The sequence below is a fragment of the Paenibacillus aestuarii genome, assembly GCF_027789125.1.
GTDB lineage: Bacteria > Bacillota > Bacilli > Paenibacillales > NBRC-103111 > Paenibacillus_E > Paenibacillus_E aestuarii.
Genome location: NZ_JAQFVF010000002.1, coordinates 23,109 through 42,219, shown reverse-complemented (window position 1 = coordinate 42,219; position 19,111 = coordinate 23,109). Strand labels below are relative to the sequence as shown.

General features: G+C 50.3%; 19 protein-coding genes. 9 read left to right on the top strand and 10 right to left on the bottom strand.

The genetic code is table 11. The annotated features are described in order from the left end of the window. The first annotated feature begins 103 nt into the window (after window positions 1–103). The 3 genes from O9139_RS00580 to O9139_RS00570 are packed head-to-tail and all read left to right on the top strand — an operon-like array spanning window position 104 to window position 4,027. Window positions 104–1,615 carry a spore germination protein gene (locus O9139_RS00580; RefSeq protein ID WP_270877624.1) on the top strand — a complete coding sequence of 504 codons (1,512 nt, stop codon included), beginning with the start codon at window positions 104–106 and terminating at the stop codon, window positions 1,613–1,615. A 23-nt stretch (window positions 1,616–1,638) separates the two neighbouring features. After that, window positions 1,639–2,868 (top strand): Ger(x)C family spore germination protein, encoded by a 1,230-nt coding sequence (locus tag O9139_RS00575; protein WP_270877500.1) that lies wholly within the window; start codon window positions 1,639–1,641, stop codon window positions 2,866–2,868. A gap of 28 nt (window positions 2,869–2,896) precedes the next feature. Further along, window positions 2,897–4,027 (top strand): GerAB/ArcD/ProY family transporter, encoded by a 1,131-nt coding sequence (locus tag O9139_RS00570; protein ID WP_270877499.1) that lies wholly within the window; start codon window positions 2,897–2,899, stop codon window positions 4,025–4,027. Between the two features lie 56 nt (window positions 4,028–4,083). Here the strand turns inward: O9139_RS00570 and rplT are convergent, their stop codons facing one another. The 5 genes from rplT to O9139_RS00545 form a co-directional block, all read right to left on the bottom strand. Continuing rightward, complete coding sequence (rplT, locus tag O9139_RS00565) at window positions 4,084–4,443, bottom strand: 50S ribosomal protein L20 (RefSeq protein ID WP_270877498.1); 360 nt, start codon at window positions 4,441–4,443, stop codon at window positions 4,084–4,086. Between the two features lie 47 nt (window positions 4,444–4,490). Continuing rightward, complete coding sequence (gene rpmI / locus O9139_RS00560; protein WP_270877497.1) at window positions 4,491–4,688, bottom strand: 50S ribosomal protein L35; 198 nt, start codon at window positions 4,686–4,688, stop codon at window positions 4,491–4,493. A gap of 32 nt (window positions 4,689–4,720) precedes the next feature. Next, window positions 4,721–5,221 (bottom strand): translation initiation factor IF-3, encoded by a 501-nt coding sequence (gene infC, locus O9139_RS00555; RefSeq protein ID WP_270877496.1) that lies wholly within the window; start codon window positions 5,219–5,221, stop codon window positions 4,721–4,723. A gap of 268 nt (window positions 5,222–5,489) precedes the next feature. Continuing rightward, entirely contained in the window at window positions 5,490–6,719 is a 1,230-nt protein-coding gene (locus O9139_RS00550) for a glycosyltransferase family 2 protein (protein ID WP_270877495.1), read from the bottom strand. A 358-nt stretch (window positions 6,720–7,077) separates the two neighbouring features. Then, a complete protein-coding gene (locus tag O9139_RS00545) occupies window positions 7,078–8,256 on the bottom strand; it encodes a glycosyltransferase family 4 protein (protein ID WP_270877494.1) in 1,179 nt (392 codons plus the stop codon). 194 nt (window positions 8,257–8,450) lie between these two features. On the opposite strand from O9139_RS00545, the gene O9139_RS00540 reads away from it, so the two are divergent. Both O9139_RS00540 and O9139_RS00535 read left to right on the top strand, forming a co-directional pair. Further along, the gene (locus tag O9139_RS00540) at window positions 8,451–8,978 is read left to right on the top strand and encodes a phosphatase PAP2 family protein (RefSeq protein ID WP_270877493.1); all 528 of its coding nucleotides are present in this window, start codon (window positions 8,451–8,453) and stop codon (window positions 8,976–8,978) included. A gap of 7 nt (window positions 8,979–8,985) precedes the next feature. Continuing rightward, window positions 8,986–10,113 carry an MGDG synthase family glycosyltransferase gene (locus tag O9139_RS00535; protein ID WP_270877492.1) on the top strand — a complete coding sequence of 376 codons (1,128 nt, stop codon included), beginning with the start codon at window positions 8,986–8,988 and terminating at the stop codon, window positions 10,111–10,113. Window positions 10,114–10,222: 109 nt separating this feature from the next. Here the strand turns inward: O9139_RS00535 and trmB are convergent, their stop codons facing one another. The 3 genes from trmB to O9139_RS00520 all read right to left on the bottom strand — a co-directional run bounded on the left by trmB (window position 10,223) and on the right by O9139_RS00520 (window position 12,001). Beyond that, entirely contained in the window at window positions 10,223–10,972 is a 750-nt protein-coding gene (gene trmB, locus O9139_RS00530) for a tRNA (guanosine(46)-N7)-methyltransferase TrmB (protein WP_270877491.1), read from the bottom strand. 95 nt (window positions 10,973–11,067) lie between these two features. Then, entirely contained in the window at window positions 11,068–11,268 is a 201-nt protein-coding gene (locus O9139_RS00525; protein ID WP_270877490.1) for a hypothetical protein, read from the bottom strand. A 130-nt stretch (window positions 11,269–11,398) separates the two neighbouring features. Further along, complete coding sequence (locus tag O9139_RS00520; protein ID WP_270877489.1) at window positions 11,399–12,001, bottom strand: WGxxGxxG-CTERM domain-containing protein; 603 nt, start codon at window positions 11,999–12,001, stop codon at window positions 11,399–11,401. Window positions 12,002–12,150: 149 nt separating this feature from the next. Between O9139_RS00520 and O9139_RS00515 the strand changes: the two genes are divergently transcribed. The 4 genes from O9139_RS00515 to O9139_RS00500 all read left to right on the top strand — a co-directional run bounded on the left by O9139_RS00515 (window position 12,151) and on the right by O9139_RS00500 (window position 15,457). After that, window positions 12,151–13,101 carry a TIGR01212 family radical SAM protein gene (locus O9139_RS00515; protein WP_270877488.1) on the top strand — a complete coding sequence of 317 codons (951 nt, stop codon included), beginning with the start codon at window positions 12,151–12,153 and terminating at the stop codon, window positions 13,099–13,101. 65 nt (window positions 13,102–13,166) lie between these two features. Beyond that, window positions 13,167–13,814, top strand: a complete 648-nt coding sequence (locus O9139_RS00510; RefSeq protein ID WP_270877487.1) for a c-type cytochrome — start codon at window positions 13,167–13,169, stop codon at window positions 13,812–13,814. Window positions 13,815–13,840: 26 nt separating this feature from the next. After that, the gene (locus tag O9139_RS00505) at window positions 13,841–14,419 is read left to right on the top strand and encodes a tRNA (mnm(5)s(2)U34)-methyltransferase (RefSeq protein ID WP_270877486.1); all 579 of its coding nucleotides are present in this window, start codon (window positions 13,841–13,843) and stop codon (window positions 14,417–14,419) included. A gap of 48 nt (window positions 14,420–14,467) precedes the next feature. Continuing rightward, entirely contained in the window at window positions 14,468–15,457 is a 990-nt protein-coding gene (locus O9139_RS00500) for a type I phosphomannose isomerase catalytic subunit (RefSeq protein WP_270877485.1), read from the top strand. Between the two features lie 84 nt (window positions 15,458–15,541). Here the strand turns inward: O9139_RS00500 and O9139_RS00495 are convergent, their stop codons facing one another. Both O9139_RS00495 and O9139_RS00490 read right to left on the bottom strand, forming a co-directional pair. Further along, window positions 15,542–17,041: an IMP dehydrogenase gene (locus tag O9139_RS00495; protein ID WP_270877484.1), complete on the bottom strand. Its 1,500-nt coding sequence runs from the start codon at window positions 17,039–17,041 to the stop codon at window positions 15,542–15,544. A gap of 236 nt (window positions 17,042–17,277) precedes the next feature. After that, the gene (locus O9139_RS00490) at window positions 17,278–19,047 is read right to left on the bottom strand and encodes a B12-binding domain-containing radical SAM protein (RefSeq protein ID WP_270877483.1); all 1,770 of its coding nucleotides are present in this window, start codon (window positions 19,045–19,047) and stop codon (window positions 17,278–17,280) included. Window positions 19,048–19,111 lie beyond the last annotated feature (64 nt).

The following is a 19,111-nucleotide window of genomic DNA, read 5'->3' as shown; positions in this document are numbered from 1 at the left end:
CAGGCATTAGTCAATAGTTTGTCTGAATAAAACAAAAACGAACAAGAGAAGATAATACCAATTCAGGAAATGGGGGCTAACGTTGAAACCTTCTCAGAAACCCATGATTCCTTTGTCAACTGACCTGCATGCGAATGTGGAGAGGATTCAAACCCGCCTCGGGGGAAGCTCCGATATTATCATCAGACCGCTTGATTTGAACTTTCCTCAGGAGCAATGTTCACTTGTTCTTGTTTATATTGACGGCCTTGTCGAGAACGGCGCTATTCACGAATTCATTATCCAGCCTCTCTTAGCCGTGCAAGATAACGACAACGTCGCTGAAGATTATGTAGGCATCAAGAACGTGCTGCAGCAGATCATTTCCATCGGCGAACTCACCTCGGCAGCTAATGAAACCGACCTGTTTGAGGGCATCTTGCAAGGCCATACCGCCATCTTGATCGACGGGGTCAGCGAAGCTTTGATCGCGACCACATGCGGCTGGGAACGGCGCGCAATTGACGAGCCGCAGACACAAACTGTCATCCGCGGTCCGAAGGAAAGCTTCACGGAAAATATCCGAACCAATACGACACTCTTGCGCAGAAAAATAAAATCACCGGACCTTCGTTTCGAGAGTTTATCGATCGGCCGCTACACCCAGACGAAAATTATCGTCGCTTACCTCGAAGGTATCGCCAATACCAAGGTATTGGAGGAAGTCAAAAGGCGTCTGCACAGCATCGATACGGACAGTATTCTGGAAAGCTCATATATCGAGGAATTCATTGAGGATAAAATATACACGCCATTCCCGACGATCATGAACACCGAAAGGCCTGACGCAGCCGCTGCCGGCATTCTGGAAGGACAGATCATTATTATGATCGACGGAACCCCGTTTGTGCTGCTCACGCCAGTGACATTCTTCAAGTTCTTACAATCCAGCGAGGATTACTACCAGCGCTATGACATTGCCTCATTCGTGCGCCTGATCCGCTACATGTCGTTCATTATTTCCATGCTGCTGCCCTCGCTGTATATTGCCATTACCACCTTTCATCATGAAATGCTTCCGACCACACTCCTTATCGGCCTTGCGGCCCAGCGTGAAGGCGTGCCCTTCCCGGCGCTTGTTGAAGCGTTTCTCATGGAAATTACGTTCGAGGTTTTGCGGGAAGCCGGCGTGCGCATGCCCCGGGTCGTCGGACCTGCGATCTCCATCGTAGGCGCTCTCGTATTAGGTCAGGCAGCCGTACAAGCCGGGCTCGTCTCCGCAGCCATGGTCATCGTCGTCTCTTTTACAGCAATTTCCAATTTCGTAGTGCCGGCCATTAACTTGGCGGTGGCCGCTCGCTTGATCCGCTTTTTTCTGATGATTCTTGCCGGAACGCTCGGCTTATTTGGCATTCTTGTGGGATGTATGACTATTCTGATTCACATGGCTTCAATCAAGTCATTCGGCGTTCCCTATCTGGCACCACTTGCTCCTTTCATCCAGCAGAACGTGAAAGACATTTTCATCCGGCTGCCTTGGTGGAAGCTCAATACTAGACCGTCCAGTTTGACCAGCAATACTCAAAGACAGCCTGCTGCGCCGCAGAACGCCGAAGCGAAGAAGAATAAACCATAGCTGTAGGGAAGGAGGCCTCGTACATGTTGACCAAACGGCGCATCTTGACGAAATACTTAGCTGTCTTCATTCTCTGCATGCTTCTTGCCGGCTGCTGGGACCGGACGGAGCTCAACAAAATCGGGATCGCCTCAGCCACTGCGATAGACTGGGTGAACGATCATTGGCAGATCTCCTATCAGCTTGTTATTCCACAGTCCATCTCCAGCCAGAACGCAGGCGGTGGCTCAACACAACAAGCACCTGTCATGGTTTTCTCTACCATTGGGGATTCCATCCAAACCGCCATCCAACGCGCAAGTCTGGAGATGCCCCGGACCCTGTTCTTTGCACATAACCGGGTGATGATCATCGGAGAAGATGCTGCCCGCAAAGGGATCGCCCAATTGATCGATAATTATTTACGCAGTTCCACGTCCCGGGAAACCGTGAGCGTGCTAGTCACAAGAGGGACAGGAAGAAAAATATTGGAACAACTCGTACCCATGGAAAAAATTCCAGGCGCTGCTATCCAGGACATGATGCTCAACGAAGATAAACACGATTCCGACCTCAAGCAGGTGATGGTTTATCAATTAGCGATGAGCATGGCGGGGGACTCCGGCTACTCTACCGTTCCTGAAATTTTCATCGCGGGCAAGGGAGAGGAAGCCAACAGCATCGAGGAACTCAAAAGCACCATAGCCGAAACCAAACTAAAAATGGGAAAAATTGGTGTTTTTAAAAAGGATAAGCTGATTGGGTGGTTAACCATTCATGATGGCTTTGGCATCAATTGGATCACCAATCGAATCGATCAAACCGTACTATTCTTTTCTTGCTCACCCGAGAGCAAAAAGTTCCAATCCGCCGTTCGTATCATTCATGCTAAAACACGCTTGAAGCCCGTACAGCAAGACGGCCAGTGGGTGATGAAGGCCAATGTCCAAGCGACGGCACAGCTGGTCGAAAATGGCTGTGACATCGACCCTTCCAAGCGGGAAGGGATTCAAGCGTTAGAGAATCTGATCAACCATGCGGTTACCGTTTCCATGCAGGATGCACTGAACTCTACACAAGCAATAAAAGCGGATGTCCTCGGTTTTGCAGCCAGTATTCACAAGAACGACCCGAAAGCCTGGAAACAGATGAAGGAGAACTGGGACAAGACATTTCCGCAAGTTCGTTTGGAAACCACCGTGAACATCAGTATTGAACGGCTCGGCATGAGCAGTAAATCTTTTGCCGATATCTTGAAGGGTATAGCAGAATAGACGTGCTGAGAAAGGAGGGATATGTCTCGTGGAACGCATCAGCAAGTTTCAGCTGGCCATGATGATTATTTTATTTCAGATCGGAAGCACACCGCTGTTTGCGCTTGGCGTTAAAGCGAAGCAGGACTCCTGGCTCGCTATGCTGGCGGCTGCGATTTGCGGATTGTTCCTGCTTCTGATGTTTCTCTTCATCCAGCGGAGAGCCCCGGATAAAGATCTGATCGGCTTGCTTCGCCTATGCTTTGGCAACATAATCGGTAATTTCCTGGGAGCGACGTTCGTGTTATATTTCGCATACGAGTCGATGAGAAATGTGCGCGATTTTGGAGAAATCACCACCATCACGCTGCTAACCAGCACCCCCCAATTGGTCATCATGCTGATTGTGGTCGTGCTGGCCGCCTATGCTATCTGCATGGGCATTGAAGCCTTTTGCCGGGTGGTTGAAATCCTCACGCCTATCGTCATTTTCAGTTACTCCGCACTCGTGATTCTCATTTTCAGTTCAAACCTCGTTAATCTGGACCGGCTGCTGCCGATTATGGAGAACGGGCCCGCTCCCGTGTTGAAAGCTGCATTCCCGGATATCGTCTCGTTCCCCTTCGGGCAGACAGTCGTTTTCTTTATGCTCTATAAGCTGCTTTACAACAAAAAAAAGTTTTGCCGGGTGAGCATCATCGCCTACTCCAGTGTCGCCTTGTTTCTCATTCTGATGAACATGCTGGATATGATGGTTCTTGGGCCCACGCTCAGCGGAGAAAGTACAATCCCCTTCCTGCAAGCCGTTCAGCTGATTCAGGTCGGAGACTTCCTGGAGCGCCTCGATGTCTTCGTTACGCTGCTGCTGTTTCTGGGGCTATATGTGAAACTAACGATGTTCTACTGGGCGTCCGCTTATGGCTTAGCTGAGCTGCTCGGAACCAGAAGCAAACTCACGATTTACGGCGTAGGCGCCGTTATTTTTGCCACGTCGTTCCTGGAACCGAACTACACCTACCATGTTTGGCTCGGCATCGAGGTCAGCGTTAAATTTTTCCCGATCTTTCAAGTCCTGATCCCGCTGATGATGTTCGTTGCCATCTTGTTTCGCAAGCCGCATTCTCCGCCGCCGCTCGTTGAGAACGACTCCAACAATCTTTTGGCAGAGGAGTCCGTGTGATAAAAAAAGAAGCTTGCCCCTTTAGGGACAAGCTTCTTTGCACGCGAAGCAGAGGCTTACGCGTTTACTTTTGCTTTGGCAGCTGTAGCCAGATCGTTGAACGCTTTAGCGTCGTTCACAGCCAGGTCAGCCAAGATTTTGCGGTTGATGTCGATGCCAGCCAATTTCAGGCCGTGCATCAATTTGCTGTAGCTCAAGCCGTTTTGACGAGCGCCAGCGTTGATACGAGTAATCCACAGTCTGCGGAAATTACGTTTCGTTTGACGACGGTCACGGTATGCATACAGCAAGGATTTCATCACTTGCTCTTTTGCTGTTTTAAATAAGCGGTGTTTGGAACCGAAATAACCTTTTGCGAGTTTCAAAATTTTCTTACGACGATGAGCGCGTACAAATCCGCCCTTGACTCTTGCCATTGTAACTACCTCCCGAAATGTATGAAATAATGAACGTTAATGAAAAATTAGATGTTAGCCAGTTGTTGTTTCAGACGACGTACATCGCCAGGAGCCATAACCGGGTTTGTAGCCAGTACGCGTTTTGTACGCGAAGACTTGTGGGACAACAAGTGGTTTTTGCCTGATTTATATCTTTTCACTTTACCTGTGCCGGTAATTTTGAAACGATCTTTCAAGCTACTGTGAGTTTTCATTTTTGGCATGTTGGTGTTCCTCCTAATTTAGTAAACTCGCCTTAAGTGGTTGCTTTCGGCGTTAAAATCATGATCATGCTTCTTCCCTCAAGCTTAGGAGCACGCTCCATCGAGGAAATGTCAGCCGTCTCAGTAGCAAGGCGGTCAAGCACCTTCTTACCGATCTCGGCATGTGCGATCTCGCGGCCGCGGAATCGCACGCTCGCTTTGACCTTATCCCCGTCACCGAGGAATTTCACTGCATTGCGAAGCTTCGTTTGGAAGTCATGCTCATCGATCGTCGCGCTTAGGCGAATCTCTTTGATATCCACGACTTTCTGGTTTTTGCGGGCTTCCTTTTCTTTCTTCTGCAGCTCATAACGATACTTCCCGTAGTCCATGATACGGCATACAGGCGGCTTCGCTGTCGGAGCCACGTTCACCAGATCCAAATTTGCGTCCGTAGCAATTTGCATAGCTTCGCGAATCGGCTTAATACCGAGCTGCTCTCCGTCCGCCCCGATCAGGCGTACTTCCTTCACGCGAATCTCGTCATTGATCATATGGTCTTTGCTAATAATGTTCCACCTCCAAAAGTATGTAACCTTAGGGTATCCCCCTGGTAAATACAATATAAAAAGATGTGGGCGCAATGGGCCCACATCTTCATTGAAAACAGGTCAAATCAAACCTATTATACATGCAAGATGATACGTTGCGAACCAGCCAACACGTGTCGGTCAGGTGAGAAGCGGGCGCCTCTGCTTTTACTTGACATACTATATCACTAGTCTTGGCGGATGTCAACATCCAAGTTGTTTGCAAGAAAAATTAGCTAACTTGCTTTTTCATGTCGTCCAAACGAATGACGCGCGTATGCTCGGTGTGACTCCATTGCTTGTTGTTTTGCGTGAAGAATGCATAGAACGTAATCGGCCACCAGGACATCATGAAGATCGGGTAAAGAATCAAGTATTTATAGACTTTCCAAGGCGCCTTCTCAATAAGCATGGAAACCGGAAGCAAGACGTACACGCCAATGCTAACGGAATTAAAAATAACTGGATTCACGTCTGCAAGCAAACCTGTTTGCGTCCAAGGCGTAACTGACTTGATCCACAGCAAAATGCTGATGATCGCGCCGAAGAAGAAGTTGTACACGTTCGCGGAGTAGATGGCAGCGTCGATCTTCGTCCAGCTGCCTTCTTTGATCCCCTGCCACAGCAGCGGGAAGAAGTAGCGCTTCGCGACGTCGAAATGGCCCTGCATCCAGCGCAGGCGCTGCTTCGCGGACGCTTTGAACGACAACGGCTTCTCATCGTATACAAAAGCCTCGTAGTTGTAAGTCGGACGAATGCCCATCTTGATGCAGCGCATCGAGAATTCAAGGTCTTCTACAAGGCTTGTCGCGCCCCAGCCGATTTGTTTCAGCAAGCCGGCTTCAAAGCACATGCCTGTACCGCCCAGATAATTGGCAAGACCCAAATTCGTGCGCGGCATCTGCCAGAAGCGGTTAGCGAAGTAGTAAGAGATCGCATAGGAACCCGTAACCCATGAATCGTTAGGGTTCTTACTGTCCAGGTATGCCTGGATCACTCTGGATCCAGCGCACAGATCATCATTCATGTGAATCAGATAATCCGGGCTAGCCAGGTTATCCGCGTCAAACATCACGACAGCATCGTACTGCCGCTCACGCTTCCACAGCTCTTTCAGCATCCATTCGATCGCATAACCTTTCCCTCTCAGGTTCGGGTTATGGCGCTCCATGGCGTATACGCCGTGACTGCGCGCAATGTCGGCCGTTTTGTCCGTACAGTTGTCACAGATGACAAAGATGTCATAAAGCTCTTTGGGATATTCCAAAGCTTTCAAATTTTCGATCAACGCCCCGACAACCTGCTCCTCATTGTGAGCAGCTACAAGTACCGCAAATGACTTTTGAGGCGCAAACTTCTTTTTGTTTCTAGGTCGGTACCATCCAAAGAACGTTAAAAATAACTGATAGGCGCCAACCAAGGCTAATGCGAATTGAAACGCAAGCACAATTTTGTCCAGCATGAACCTAAAACCCCCTTTTTATGACGCGCTCGAGCTCTCTTTTTGTATGCTAATAGCGCAGTTTATGTACATGTTGAAAAGTTTCAAAAGAACCGTTCTTGATTTTCCTCTCTTTCCCCCAATTTGTCAAAGCCGCCAAAAACCGAAATTTAGCCGGTTCTTTGAAGTTTACGCGAAAAGCAGGGCTGGTAAGTAGCATGTACTCGCAATCGGAGCGCCAGAGTCCTGTTTTCAACGTTTTTCATTTTATTGTGTACCAAAAGTTCACCATTTAGACGAACTCAGTCACATTGGGGTTTCCCGGTGTTAATTATAATGCAGCGCATTGCCCGAAGACAACTTTTGCTAAATGTGCCTTTTATCGGATCATTCGCATGTCGTCCGGGCGTAAGCCGCTTATCTTTCCTACTTTGCTTACCTCTTCATAGCTGTTATACAGCTTGGCAAATATTTCGTCCCACGACTGCTGCAGCGCATAAGCTCGGCCTGCATGTTCCATCGTTCGACGTTGTTCCGGCGAGGCATGCAACCCTTTCACTGTTTCTACAAAAGCCGACACATCGCCCGGTTTGCACAGCATCCCCGTGACCCCATGCTCGATCGTATCCTGCACACCGCCTGCCGCCGCACCGACAACTACTGTCCCTGCAGCCATCGACTCCAATACGACATTACCGAACGTCTCCGTCGCTGAAGGAAAGAGGAACACATCCGCAGCCGCATACAGCGCTGCCAGCGCTTCACCTTGCACGAATCCTGTGAAAGTAATATTGTGCTGCTCTCCATAACGTTCGCGCAAAGCTTCCGCGGAGGGTCCGTCGCCGGCAACAATCAGATGCGCGTCCACACGAATATGCTCCGGCAGCCCTGCAAAAGTATCGAAGGCGACCTCTACGCTTTTTTCCGGTGCCAGTCTGCCTACATAAAGCAAAATAAATTTAGATGCATCTACACCATAGACGTTCAGCACTTCCTGCCGGTTCACTTCGGGCTGAAATCGCTGTGTATCTACACCGCGGCTCCAAATTTCCAGATTGTTCAAACCTTTGGATGCCAAATGTTGTCTGGTCGATTCCGAAGGCACGTACACCTTCGAGCAGCTTTGATGAAACCACTGCATATATTTCCAAAGCGTGGGCTCTACCCAAGGGATTTTATAATGGCTCAAATATTGATCGAAATGCGTGTGATACGAAGCGACAAAAGGAGTTCCATGTCTACGGGCGTAGTAAAGGCCAAATAGACCAAGATTAAACGGAGTGGCGCAGTGGACAATCGTAGGTTGAAAAGCGTGCAGCGATTTACGGATATACAGAGGATTAGGGATAGCAAGCCGGCATTCCGGGTATAATACAAAGGGGATACTGTAAAATCGTTCCACCCGGAACGGATCGGGATCGTCTTCCGTCACACTTGCAGGAGCATACACCTTACATTCGGCGCCTTTGGATTCAAGAAAGCGCGTCCATCGTCCAAGCGTCTTCGCCACGCCGTTTACATCGGGAAGGAACGTATCTGTAAATAAGGCAACTTTCATCGTAATCAGCTCCTCATACCTGATTTCCCTGCTTTCCCCCCATCCTAGCATGAGATTGTAAACTGTATATTTGTGGAACGTAAAATCATAGATGTCAAAAATTTTGCGGTGCGTTAATCTTCTTCTAATAATTTAATCTTACAATGTACATATAAAGTTTTAATTCATGCTACTAATGAAGGAGGCGTCCTCTCATGAGCAGAGTCGTTACTTGGCTGCAGCATCATGAAACACGAATGTTCTGCTTTGTGAATCAACGCATACAGCACAATTTCCTAGACCGCGTCTTTAACAGCATTACGCACTTGGGGGGCGCAACGGCAACCATCGTCATTTCGCTGTGCTGCGCACTGTTCGGTCAAGGCCAGCTGCGAATTGCAGGCATCCAAGCGCTAATTGCTTTAACAGTCAGCCATATTCCAGTAGCCGTCATCAAAAGAAAATATCCGAGGCTTCGGCCGTATTTGGTGCTACCGCAGACGATCATTTGTAAGAATCCGTTAACTGATCATTCCTTTCCATCTGGACATACTACCGCCATTTTTTCGATTATGATCCCTTTTGTAGCCGCAATGCCTATTCTTGGACTTATTCTTATTCCAATTGCATTATTGGTCGGACTATCACGTATTTATTTAGGGCTGCATTATCCTTCCGACTGCTTGGCAGGATGTCTGATCGGCACAACGGCCGCTCTGGCGACAGTAGCCATCTGGGGGTAAACGAAACATGGATGTCTCACTCGACAAAAAACGGGTTCTTATTTTATCCGAAGGATTCGGCGCCGGTCACACGCAGGCTGCCCATGCCTTGTCGGTTACATTGGAGCAGCGCTGTTCGAATATAGAGACACGAGTTTTGGAGCTCGGCACCTTTTTACATCCGACAATTGCGCCGTGGATTTTTCAGGCTTATAAGAAAACGGTAACCTCCCAGCCCAAACTGTATGGGAAACTTTACCGTTCGCAATATAAAAAATCGCTGAACCGCTGGACACAATTGGCGCTGCATCGCATTTTTTATGCGCAAACCGCCGCGCTTATCCAGCAGTGGTCGCCGCAGGCCATTGTCTGTACGCATCCGTTTCCGAGCGCCGTCGTATCTAGGCTGAAAAGAGCCGGTCTAACAACACCGCTGTGCACGGTCATTACCGATTACGACGTCCATGGCACTTGGGTCAGCGGAGAAGTCAACAAATATCTCGTATCCACTGAAGACGTAAAAAATAAACTGCTTGGCCGCGGCATCCCGTCGGCTCAGGTCGAAATAACGGGAATCCCCGTTCATCCCAGCTTCCGTGAAGCGCACGATAAATCGATGATTCGACAAGAATTTCAATTGAAAGCTCTGCCCACGGTGCTCGTGATGGGTGGAGGCTGGGGGCTCATCGGCGGCGATTCCTTGAGCAGCCATCTCGTTGAATGGCGAGACAGGGTGCAATTCTTGTTCTGCTTAGGTAGCAACGAGAAAGCACTGCACAAGCTCTCGATGGATCCGCGCTATCAGCATCCGAATGTGAAGCTTCTCGGCTTTACGAAGGAAATCGGCAAGCTGATGGAAGTTTCCGATCTGCTGGTTACGAAGCCCGGCGGCATGACTTGCTCCGAGGGATTGGCCAAAGCGATCCCGATGCTGTTCTATGATCCCATTCCTGGTCAGGAAGAGGAGAACTTGCACTATTTTACGCTCCAGGGATTCGGGGAACCGATTCGTTCGGCTGATACGATCAAAAACTGGCTCAGTATGCTCGTTGACCGCTATGCAGACGTGGAGGCGAGACGAGCCTCCATTTCGCGGAAGCAGCGCAGCCTGCCTTCGACAGATTGCTCCATGGTCATCATGTCCTTGCTGGGATAAATGAGAAAAGGACTTCTTCTTCCACTCGAGTCGTGGAAGAGGAAGTCCTTTTGGGTCTGGCCGTGTGGGAGCGCTGCAGTCCGGTTTTGCCCGATTGCATCAACGCCGCCTAGGCTTGCTCTTTGCGCAGATTTTCCAAATGAGCAGCCAGCGCCTGTTCGCCGACCAAAACCTCACAGCGATGAATGTTCATGCCTTGTCCGGCGAATTTCGTTTCGTACTCCGTCATTACATGATCCGGGTGGATACCTTCAGCATGCAAGTTTAATGAAATATTGCGCATTCTTAGGCCCGTATCGGCAAATGAATTAAGGGAAAATTCAAAAAGCGACTGCGAGTCGGTTTTCAGATGAATTTCACCTTTGTCATTTAGAATTTGTTGATATTTGGCTAAAAAGCCCGGGTGTGTCAACCTTCTCCGCGAATGCTTCTTCTTCGGCCATGGATCGCTGAAATTCAAGAAAATGCGCTCCAGCTCGCCCTCAGCGAAAGCTTCTTCAATTTGTTCGATATTAAACAGCATCAGCCGCAAATTCGGAATTTGAATAAGCTCATTCGCAGCGGTCTCTTCATCCTCTGCGTCAACGCCTGTATCCAGACCGTGAGCCATCTTGGCTTTTTCACTTGCTTTGCGAATTAGCTCATCATACATATCGACACCAATAAAATTAATGTCAGGGTACAAACGGCTCATTTGACTGATAAAGCGTCCTTTCCCCATGCCAAGCTCCGCATAAATCGGCTTATCATTACCGAACAGCTCGGCCCACTTTCCTTTATAATCACGCGCATTAAGGACGACTAGCTCCTTCTGCCGTTCAATATCTTCCCGAATTCCTTTTCTTCCCCGTAAACGCATCTATGTTGGCCTCCTAAGAGTCTTCTAATTAGTTGTATCCATATGCTATTCCGAATACAAATCATAGACGATTCCAAGGAAAAAATCAAAGGAAATTAAACTTCCAGCGTGTGGTAATCAATCTTCCGTGAAGCTTCCGGCAAGATTTTGCGTTCTAAAGATTGCAGCACTTTGCGCTTGGCCTTCACCGCGATCCCGCTGTTAGACATATATTTAACACCACTGCCTAGTGCCATGGCCTCTTTAACGGTCAATTCAATGTGTACGATATCGTCTGGATGTAGAGTGGCTTGCATGCTATCACCTCATGGTTTCGATTTTCATATAAAGGTAGTGTAGCTCGAGAGAGCCTGCTTTATGAATGGCAGATAAAAGAAGAAAAACGCCCTTCAAGGTGAAGGACGTTTTTCTCATGCGCATCTTCAATTAAGTTCTGGAGCGGTTGTTGCCACGCAGTCCGACAAGGCCTAGCAGCCCCAACAGTCCAAGCCATCCCCAATTCGTAGAGCTGGTCGTTGCCGGCGTCGTCGCATAAGTGCGATACGAGGTCGTATCATAGTTGCCGTCATGGCGCTTCATCGTAGCCCCCGTCGTACTCATGCGATCCATCATATTATTGCTGTAGCCCCTAATCTGATCTCTAAGCGCAGACCCCGGAGCTGGTGAAGACGTCGTCGTCGGATAAGCAGCCGTTCCATTATAGTAGCTGCCCGTATACGGTCCTACACCCGTATTGCTGGTGGTGTTGTACGTGCCGCGCGCTGTTCCAGTCACAGCTCCTGGAGCCAGGCCTGTACCGGTGCTATACCCTGTCCCCACTGTAGCATCGTAATTGCTCCCCGTATACGTTGTCGGTGTCGTAGACGTTGTTCCCATGTTTGGTGACGTTGTACTTGTCGTACCTGTGTAGCTGCTCATCCCCGTGGTCCCGCTTGACGTGCTGGCCGTATTTGCATATGCACCAACTGCGCCCATGCTGAGTGCCGTAGTCAAAGCAACTGCTAACGTAACAGTACGAAGCTTTTTCATCTGGAGATTGCTCCTCTCGAACTCGTATTGGCGATGCAAAGTTATCATGCACCGTCAGGCTTACTTTTAACGGGGGACTTACTGGAAAGGCAGGGGTCGCTTTCATAACATTTTTTCGCTACAATAGTTGAGAAAGGAGTTTGACTTCAATGCAATCCATAACTCAGGAATCTCCTCTGCTGTGGGGAGATAAACGTTTCCATACATGGAATTATGAAATGCGCCAGCACTTCGGCGAAAAAGTATTCAAGGTCATGCTGGATGCCGGGTTCACTTGCCCCAACCGCGATGGCAACATCGCTACGGGAGGCTGCACGTTTTGCAGCGCCCGCGGATCAGGGGATTTCGCTGGCAGCCGCCGCGATGACCTGGTGACGCAATTCAACAAAATTCGCGACCTGCAGCATCAAAAATGGCCGGAAGCCAAATATATCGGCTATTTCCAGGCCTACACCAACACGTACGCGCCTGTTGAAGAGCTGCGTGAATATTATGAAGTGATTTTGCAGCAGCCGGGAGTGGTCGGCTTGTCCATTGCCACTAGACCGGACTGCTTGCCGGATGATGTCATTGAATATTTGGCGGAACTCAATCAGCGTACGTATTTATGGGTAGAAATGGGTTTGCAAACGGTACATGAATCCACTTCCCAACTGATCAACCGCGCGCATGACACGCAGTGTTACTTGGATGCCGTCGCTAAGCTCAGAAAGCACAATATCCGTACGTGCGCTCATATCATTTACGGCTTACCTGGTGAAACCCATGACATGATGCTGGAAACAGGGCGAGCAGTTGCCCAGATGGATGTGCAGGGCATTAAAATCCATTTGCTCCATCTCATGCGCAAAACGCCGATGGTCAAACAATACGAGGCTGGATTACTGCGTTTTCTTGAAAAAGACGAATATGTCAAATTGGTCGTAGATACGCTGGAAATTTTGCCGCCGGAGATGATCGTCCACCGCTTGACTGGGGATGCGCCGCGGGATTTGCTGATCGGACCGATGTGGAGTCTCAAAAAGTGGGAAGTACTGAACGCCTTCGATCAGGAGCTAACGAGCAGAAATACTTGGCAAGGCAAACATTGGCACGGATAAAACCGTAATTCGCATCGCTTCGTTTCCTTAATATAAGACGCCTTATATAAAGGGAGATGAGCGATATGAGAACATGGATTTATGCGGGCATGTGCAGCCTGTTGCTGTTTACGGCGGCGGGCTGCAGCGGGAATTCCGCTGCACCGAAGACGACGGCTTCGCCGGCAGCGCCAGCTGCTTCGGCGGCCGTCACGCCGACGGCGCCAGCGGAGACAGCCGCTGCAGCGCCGTCGGCTACGGCAGGCACAGCAAGTGCAGCGCCGCAGCCTACAGCTGCAGCGGAGAGCGCGAAGCCACCGGCAGCGACGACTGCGGTAGCGACTGCGACGCCGGTGCCAGCCAGCGCCACGCCGACGCCGGTCAGCGCGAAGCCTGCGGCTGCTGCGACACCCGCGCCAGCTAGCCCGACGCCAGCCCCGGCAACCGCAACGCCGGTGCCCAGCCCTACCCCTGCCGCAGCGACACCAGCCGCGACGACTACTTCGACTTCCGCTCAGGCGGAAGTGCTGTACAAAGACAACTGCATGGTGTGCCACGGCGAGGGTTTGAAGGGTGATTTTGGACCAAACCTGACCAAAGTCGGCTCACGCAAAACCAAAGAGCAAATTGTCACGCAAATCATGAAAGGCAAAGGCGACATGCCGCCGTTCGGCGACAGTTTGAAGCCGGAAGAGGTCGAAACGCTAGCGGCATGGCTCGCAGCCAAGAAATAACTCAAGAACATGGAGATCAGATAGACATGGGATTTGTATCCGTACTCAGCTTTGCACATCAATTGATCAGCCAGCGGACCCAGCCCGGGGACACCGTCGTCGATGCGACGCTTGGCAATGGCGTGGATGCGCTGTTCTTGGCGAAGCTGGTCGGCGGCCGTGGCAGCGTCTACGGCTTTGACATTCAGCAGCAAGCGCTGGAGCAAACGGAGATGCGTTTACGGAAGGAACTTCCGGACGCATCTTCTTTCGTTCACATGAGCTTGTGCAGCCATGAACTCATGGAAACCGTGGTGCCCACAGACCGGCACGGCCGCGTGGCCGCTGTTACGTTCAACCTCGGCTACCTGCCCGGCGCCGATACACAGACGATTACCAGGCAGGAGTCCACGCTGCCTGCTCTGAATGCCGCCCTGCGCCTATTGCGTAAGGGCGGGGTCGTCACCATCGTGCTGTACAGTGGACACGAGGGGGGCTCACAAGAAGCCGCAGCCGTCGAAGACTGGGCGCGCGAATTGCCGCTCGCAGCCTATCAGGTGCTGCGCTACCAATTCGCCAACGCCAGCGGCCAAGCGCCCTACTTGCTGGCTGTAGAAAAAAGATAGCGCATGCTATAATGCTAGATAGAGATTGAAGATGTTGGAATCATAGATATGAAAGAGAAAGTAGGTAGAGCATTGAAAGCATATCCGATTCAATTTCAACCTGAGATGAAGGAACGTGTCTGGGGAGGCAGAGCCCTCGAGAAGTTTGGTTTTCAACTGCCGGAAGGCGTTATCGGCGAAGGCTGGATGATCGGCGATCATCCGAATGGAACGACCAAAGCTCTTAACGGCGAGTTTGCCGGCCTAGGTCTGGACGAAATTCGCGAACAACACGGCAGCACGCTGTTTGGAACAAAAGGTTTTTCTGCAAAAACTGGCCGTTTTCCGCTGCTAATCAAGCTGCTCGACTGCGAGGATGATCTGTCGGTACAAGTTCATCCGAACGATCATTATGAGCATTTGGCCGTAGGCGAACTAGGTAAAACAGAGATGTGGTACATTCTCGACGCGAAGCCCGGCGCCAAAATCATCTATGGCATGAAAGAAGGCGTCACGCGCGATAGTTTGGCGCAAGCGATTGCCGAGAATCGGATCATGGACTGCCTGGAGGAAGTTGAGGTTAAAGCCGGCGATTCCTTCTACATTCCGGCTGGTACCGTACATGCCTTAGGCGCAGGTGTGCTTGTCGCGGAGATTCAGCAAAACTCGGACACGACATATCGCCTATATGATTACAACCGCCCTGGACTCGACGGCAAGCTCCGTGAGCTTCATATCGAGGACTCGCTTAATGTCATTGCCTACGAAGGCTCCGGCTCCACGCGGATGACAACCGATATGAAGGATGCTGGCACATGGCTGACCTTGGCCGAATCACCCTTTTTTACAGTAGAAAAAGGACTTGTCGGGCCGAAATGGGAGCTCAGCACCACATTGGAGAGCTTTACCATCCTTGTTGTTGCCGAAGGTACAGGCAAGCTGACATGGGCTGACGGCGATCTCGCCTTGAAGCCTGGCGACTGCTTTCTCCTGCCGGCCAATCTGGGCAGCTATGCGCTGGAAGGCAGCATGACCGTTATTCGCAGCTATTTGCCATAAGAGAACGCCGCTTCAACCAAAGCTGGGCCCGCATCGGCAGGCCCGCTAAGGATGAAGCGGCGTTTACTGTTTACTGTTTATCGTTTAATCTTCCGACAAGCTGCTCTCTTTGAGGATAACGTCATGCGCTCCGCCTTCGACAAGGCTAGTCGCCGAGACCAAGGTAATTCTCGCCTTCTGCTTCAGCTCATCCAAGCTCAACGAGCCACAGTTGCACATCGTAGACTTGATCTTGCCGAGCGTCTTGTCCAGGTTCTCCTGCAAGCTTCCCGCATAAGGCACATAAGAGTCCACGCCTTCTTCGAACAGCAGCTTGCTCTTGCCGCCAGTGTCATACCGCTGCCAGTTGCGCGCCCGGTTGGAACCTTCGCCCCAGTACTCTTTGACAAAATTGTTGCCTACGAGCAGTTTGCGGGTCGGACTCTCGTCGAAGCGAGCGAAGTATCTACCCAACATGACAAAGTCAGCCCCCATAGCCAAGGCTAATGTAATATGGTAGTCGTAGACGATACCACCATCAGAGCAAATCGGAACGTAAATGCCGGTTTCTTGGAAGTATTCATCCCGCGCTGCCACAACTTCCATCAATGCCGAGGCTTGTCCACGGCCAATCCCTTTTTGTTCACGAGTGATGCAAATTGAACCGCCGCCGATACCGACTTTCACGAAGTCTGCGCCGGATTCCACCAAGTACAGGAAGCCTTCTCGGTCGACGACGTTGCCCGCCCCGATTTTCACATCAAAGTTCGCCTTCACGAACTGCACAGTTTCCCGCTGCCATTCGCTGTAGCCGTCCGAGGAGTCAATGACGAGCACGTCGACCCCAGCCTCAACGAGTGCAGGCACGCGTTCCATGTAGTCCTTCGTATTGATCCCTGCGCCGACGATATAGCTTTTGTTCGTATCGAGCAGCTCCAGCGGATTCTCTTTATGCTCATCGTAGTCTTTACGGAAAACGAGATTTTCCAGCTTCTGCTGCTCATCGACAATCGGCAGACAGTTGAGCTTGTGATCCCAAATCAGGTTGTTCGCTTCGGACAGCGTGATGCCGGTTTTGCCCACCACCAGCTTCGCGTACGGTGTCATGAATTCACGCACGGGCTTGCTCAGCGGATCGCGGCTTCTACGGTAATCGCGACCTGTGACGATACCTAGCAATTTGCCGTTCTCCGTTCCGTCTTCTGTGATCGCAACCGTGGAATGGCCTGTCCGTTCTTTGAGCTCCAACACGTCGCTGAGGGTATGGTCCGGCGTCAAATTCGAGCGGCTGACGACGAATCCCGCCTTATAGCTCTTCACCTTGCGGATCATCTCCGCCTCTTCTTCGATCGATTGCGAGCCGTAAATAAAAGAAATCCCCCCGCAGCGAGCCAATGCGACTGCCATACCATTGTCAGATACAGCCTGCATCACGGCGGAGGAAAACGGAATATTGAGCGAAATGGACGGTTCTTCACCCTTTTTAAACTTAACCAGAGGGGTCTTCAAGTCGACGTTTGCCGGATTGCAGTCCTTGGTCGTCAAATTGGGAATAAGCAGAAACTCGCTAAACGTGCGGGATGGTTCCATAAAATAAGTAGCCACTTTCAAAAATCCTCCTTGTTCTTGGGTTCATCTGCGATTCTCGAATAAATTTTATCAATCTTATCACTCAATCTACCGGTTGGTCAATTTTTATTTTTTTCGAAAAAATGGAGCGTACCGAATTTCGTTTTATACCAAAAACACCTCCAAGATTCCATCCTCATATCTGCGATATGGTCAGATTCTCTTGAAGGTGTTTATGTATGCAATCCCCAGCTCAGCGCCGGGTCTTACGTTTACTTAACCGCTGCCTGGTGAAGCGGCATCGTGTAGCAGCTTACCGCTTGCTGCGCATCCGGCGGGAAGTGGACGACAAGCAGCTGCGGGCTGCTTGTGTCGATATCGCCGCTTTGCAGATATGTCTGCAAAGCGAATGGCAGCACCTCCAGCATCACATGCTTATGGAGGTCTTTTTCATTCATGCGGAGACGCTGGAAGCCTCCGTCCCCGTCCACGAGCTCCGGCTGCTCCGCCAGCAACCGGAGGTATGCCATTTGCTCGGACTTATCGAGTGTAAAGTCCCACCAAATTTTCCGCGGCCGATATTTATGGCCCAGGAAATAATCAAGCTTCATCAGCCCTTCAATGATCGGCATATTCGGCGTTTCCCTGTGCAGCAGGAAGTCCCGCAGACGTGTGAACAAATCTTCAAGCTGATGCCCGATACGCTGCCAGCCCCGCTCTTCCCAGTAGTCGCCAAACTCCTGGAAGAAGTCAAAGGCAGACGTAAATTCATGCGCGATCAAATACTTCACCGTATTGTCCATCCGGTGGGCATTCCAGTATTTTTCCAGCACATCTTCAACGCGCTTTATACGAATAATGTCAGTGAACGGCAGGATGTCGTTGCCGAGTATTTCGTATGGCGCATGGTCCATATAGACATAGCCCCATCGCTCGGCTTCGTTGCGCAAGCCTGTGCCGCGCAGCATTTTGAGGAAGCCTAGCTGCAGCTCCTCCGGTCCAAGCTCGAACACATCGTTGAACGTCTTGCGGAACGAGTTATAGTCTTCTTCCGGCAGCCCGGCGATCAAGTCGAGATGCTGGTCGATTTTGAGACTATGCTTGACCTTCTGAACGGTCCGAGTCAGCTTGGCAAAATTTTGCCTGCGCTGCACCAGTTCATTGGTCGTATCATTGGTCGATTGCACGCCGATCTCAAAGCGGAACGTTCCGGGAGGCGCATGCTCGGCTAAGTAATCGAGCACTTCAGGCCGCATAATGTCCGCCGTAATCTCGAATTGGAAGACGACGCCATTATGGTTTTTAATCAAAAAGTCAAAAATTTCCATAGCGTAATCACGCTTGATGTTAAACGTCCGATCCACAAACTTGATGAGCTTGGCGCCGGAGTTGATAAGGTACATTAAATCGGACTTCGTCCGCTCCATATCGAAATAGCGCACGCCGACCTCGATGCTGGAGAGACAAAACTGACAAGAAAACGGACAGCCACGGCTCGTCTCAAAATAGACAACACGATTTGCCAAGCTCGGCAGATCCTCGGCAAACCGATGCGGCGACGGAATATCGTCCAGCTTCAGCTTCGGCCTGCCCGGCATAATGATGACTTCCTCGCCTTTTCGATAAGCAAGGCCGTATACAAAATGATATTTGCGGGTCGTGGAAATCTCCGTCAACAACTGGTGGAACGTCTCTTCACCCTCACCCATCACGATAAAATCGACCTCGGGGATGCGCTTCATCCAGTACTCGGTATCGTAAGAAACTTCGGGACCGCCGAGAAGAATAATGAGCTCGGGCCTGATTTTTTTCAGCATTTTGATAACTTGAATCGTTTCTTCAATGTTCCAAATATAGCAAGAAAAGCCCAGCACATCTGGCGCTTTCTGATAGAGATCAGAAACGATGTTCATCGCAGGGTCCTTGATCGTATATTCTGTTATCTCCACGTCAAAATCCTTCTCGCAGTACGCTTTCAAATAGCGCAAAGCCAAGGAAGTGTGGATAAATTTAGCGTTAAGCGTTGATACAACAACTTTCATAGCAGATAGACCTCGTTCTATTTCGTTCTTATACATTCTATCTATTTTACACGAAAACCGAGGA

What these genes read in the sequence shown, in the direction of transcription:
- O9139_RS00580 (WP_270877624.1), top strand. Translation starts at nt 104, where the DNA reads ATGATTCCTTTGTCAACTGACCTGCATGCGAATGTGGAGAGGATTCAA.
- O9139_RS00575 (WP_270877500.1), top strand. Translation starts at nt 1,639, where the DNA reads ATGTTGACCAAACGGCGCATCTTGACGAAATACTTAGCTGTCTTCATT.
- rplT (WP_270877498.1), bottom strand. Translation starts at nt 4,443, where the DNA reads ATGGCAAGAGTCAAGGGCGGATTTGTACGCGCTCATCGTCGTAAGAAA.
- rpmI (WP_270877497.1), bottom strand. Translation starts at nt 4,688, where the DNA reads ATGCCAAAAATGAAAACTCACAGTAGCTTGAAAGATCGTTTCAAAATT.
- infC (WP_270877496.1), bottom strand. Translation starts at nt 5,221, where the DNA reads ATGATCAATGACGAGATTCGCGTGAAGGAAGTACGCCTGATCGGGGCG.
- O9139_RS00550 (WP_270877495.1), bottom strand. Translation starts at nt 6,719, where the DNA reads ATGCTGGACAAAATTGTGCTTGCGTTTCAATTCGCATTAGCCTTGGTT.
- O9139_RS00545 (WP_270877494.1), bottom strand. Translation starts at nt 8,256, where the DNA reads ATGAAAGTTGCCTTATTTACAGATACGTTCCTTCCCGATGTAAACGGC.
- O9139_RS00540 (WP_270877493.1), top strand. Translation starts at nt 8,451, where the DNA reads ATGAGCAGAGTCGTTACTTGGCTGCAGCATCATGAAACACGAATGTTC.
- O9139_RS00535 (WP_270877492.1), top strand. Translation starts at nt 8,986, where the DNA reads ATGGATGTCTCACTCGACAAAAAACGGGTTCTTATTTTATCCGAAGGA.
- trmB (WP_270877491.1), bottom strand. Translation starts at nt 10,972, where the DNA reads ATGCGTTTACGGGGAAGAAAAGGAATTCGGGAAGATATTGAACGGCAG.
- O9139_RS00525 (WP_270877490.1), bottom strand. Translation starts at nt 11,268, where the DNA reads ATGCAAGCCACTCTACATCCAGACGATATCGTACACATTGAATTGACC.
- O9139_RS00520 (WP_270877489.1), bottom strand. Translation starts at nt 12,001, where the DNA reads ATGAAAAAGCTTCGTACTGTTACGTTAGCAGTTGCTTTGACTACGGCA.
- O9139_RS00515 (WP_270877488.1), top strand. Translation starts at nt 12,151, where the DNA reads ATGCAATCCATAACTCAGGAATCTCCTCTGCTGTGGGGAGATAAACGT.
- O9139_RS00510 (WP_270877487.1), top strand. Translation starts at nt 13,167, where the DNA reads ATGAGAACATGGATTTATGCGGGCATGTGCAGCCTGTTGCTGTTTACG.
- O9139_RS00505 (WP_270877486.1), top strand. Translation starts at nt 13,841, where the DNA reads ATGGGATTTGTATCCGTACTCAGCTTTGCACATCAATTGATCAGCCAG.
- O9139_RS00500 (WP_270877485.1), top strand. Translation starts at nt 14,468, where the DNA reads ATGAAAGAGAAAGTAGGTAGAGCATTGAAAGCATATCCGATTCAATTT.
- O9139_RS00490 (WP_270877483.1), bottom strand. Translation starts at nt 19,047, where the DNA reads ATGAAAGTTGTTGTATCAACGCTTAACGCTAAATTTATCCACACTTCC.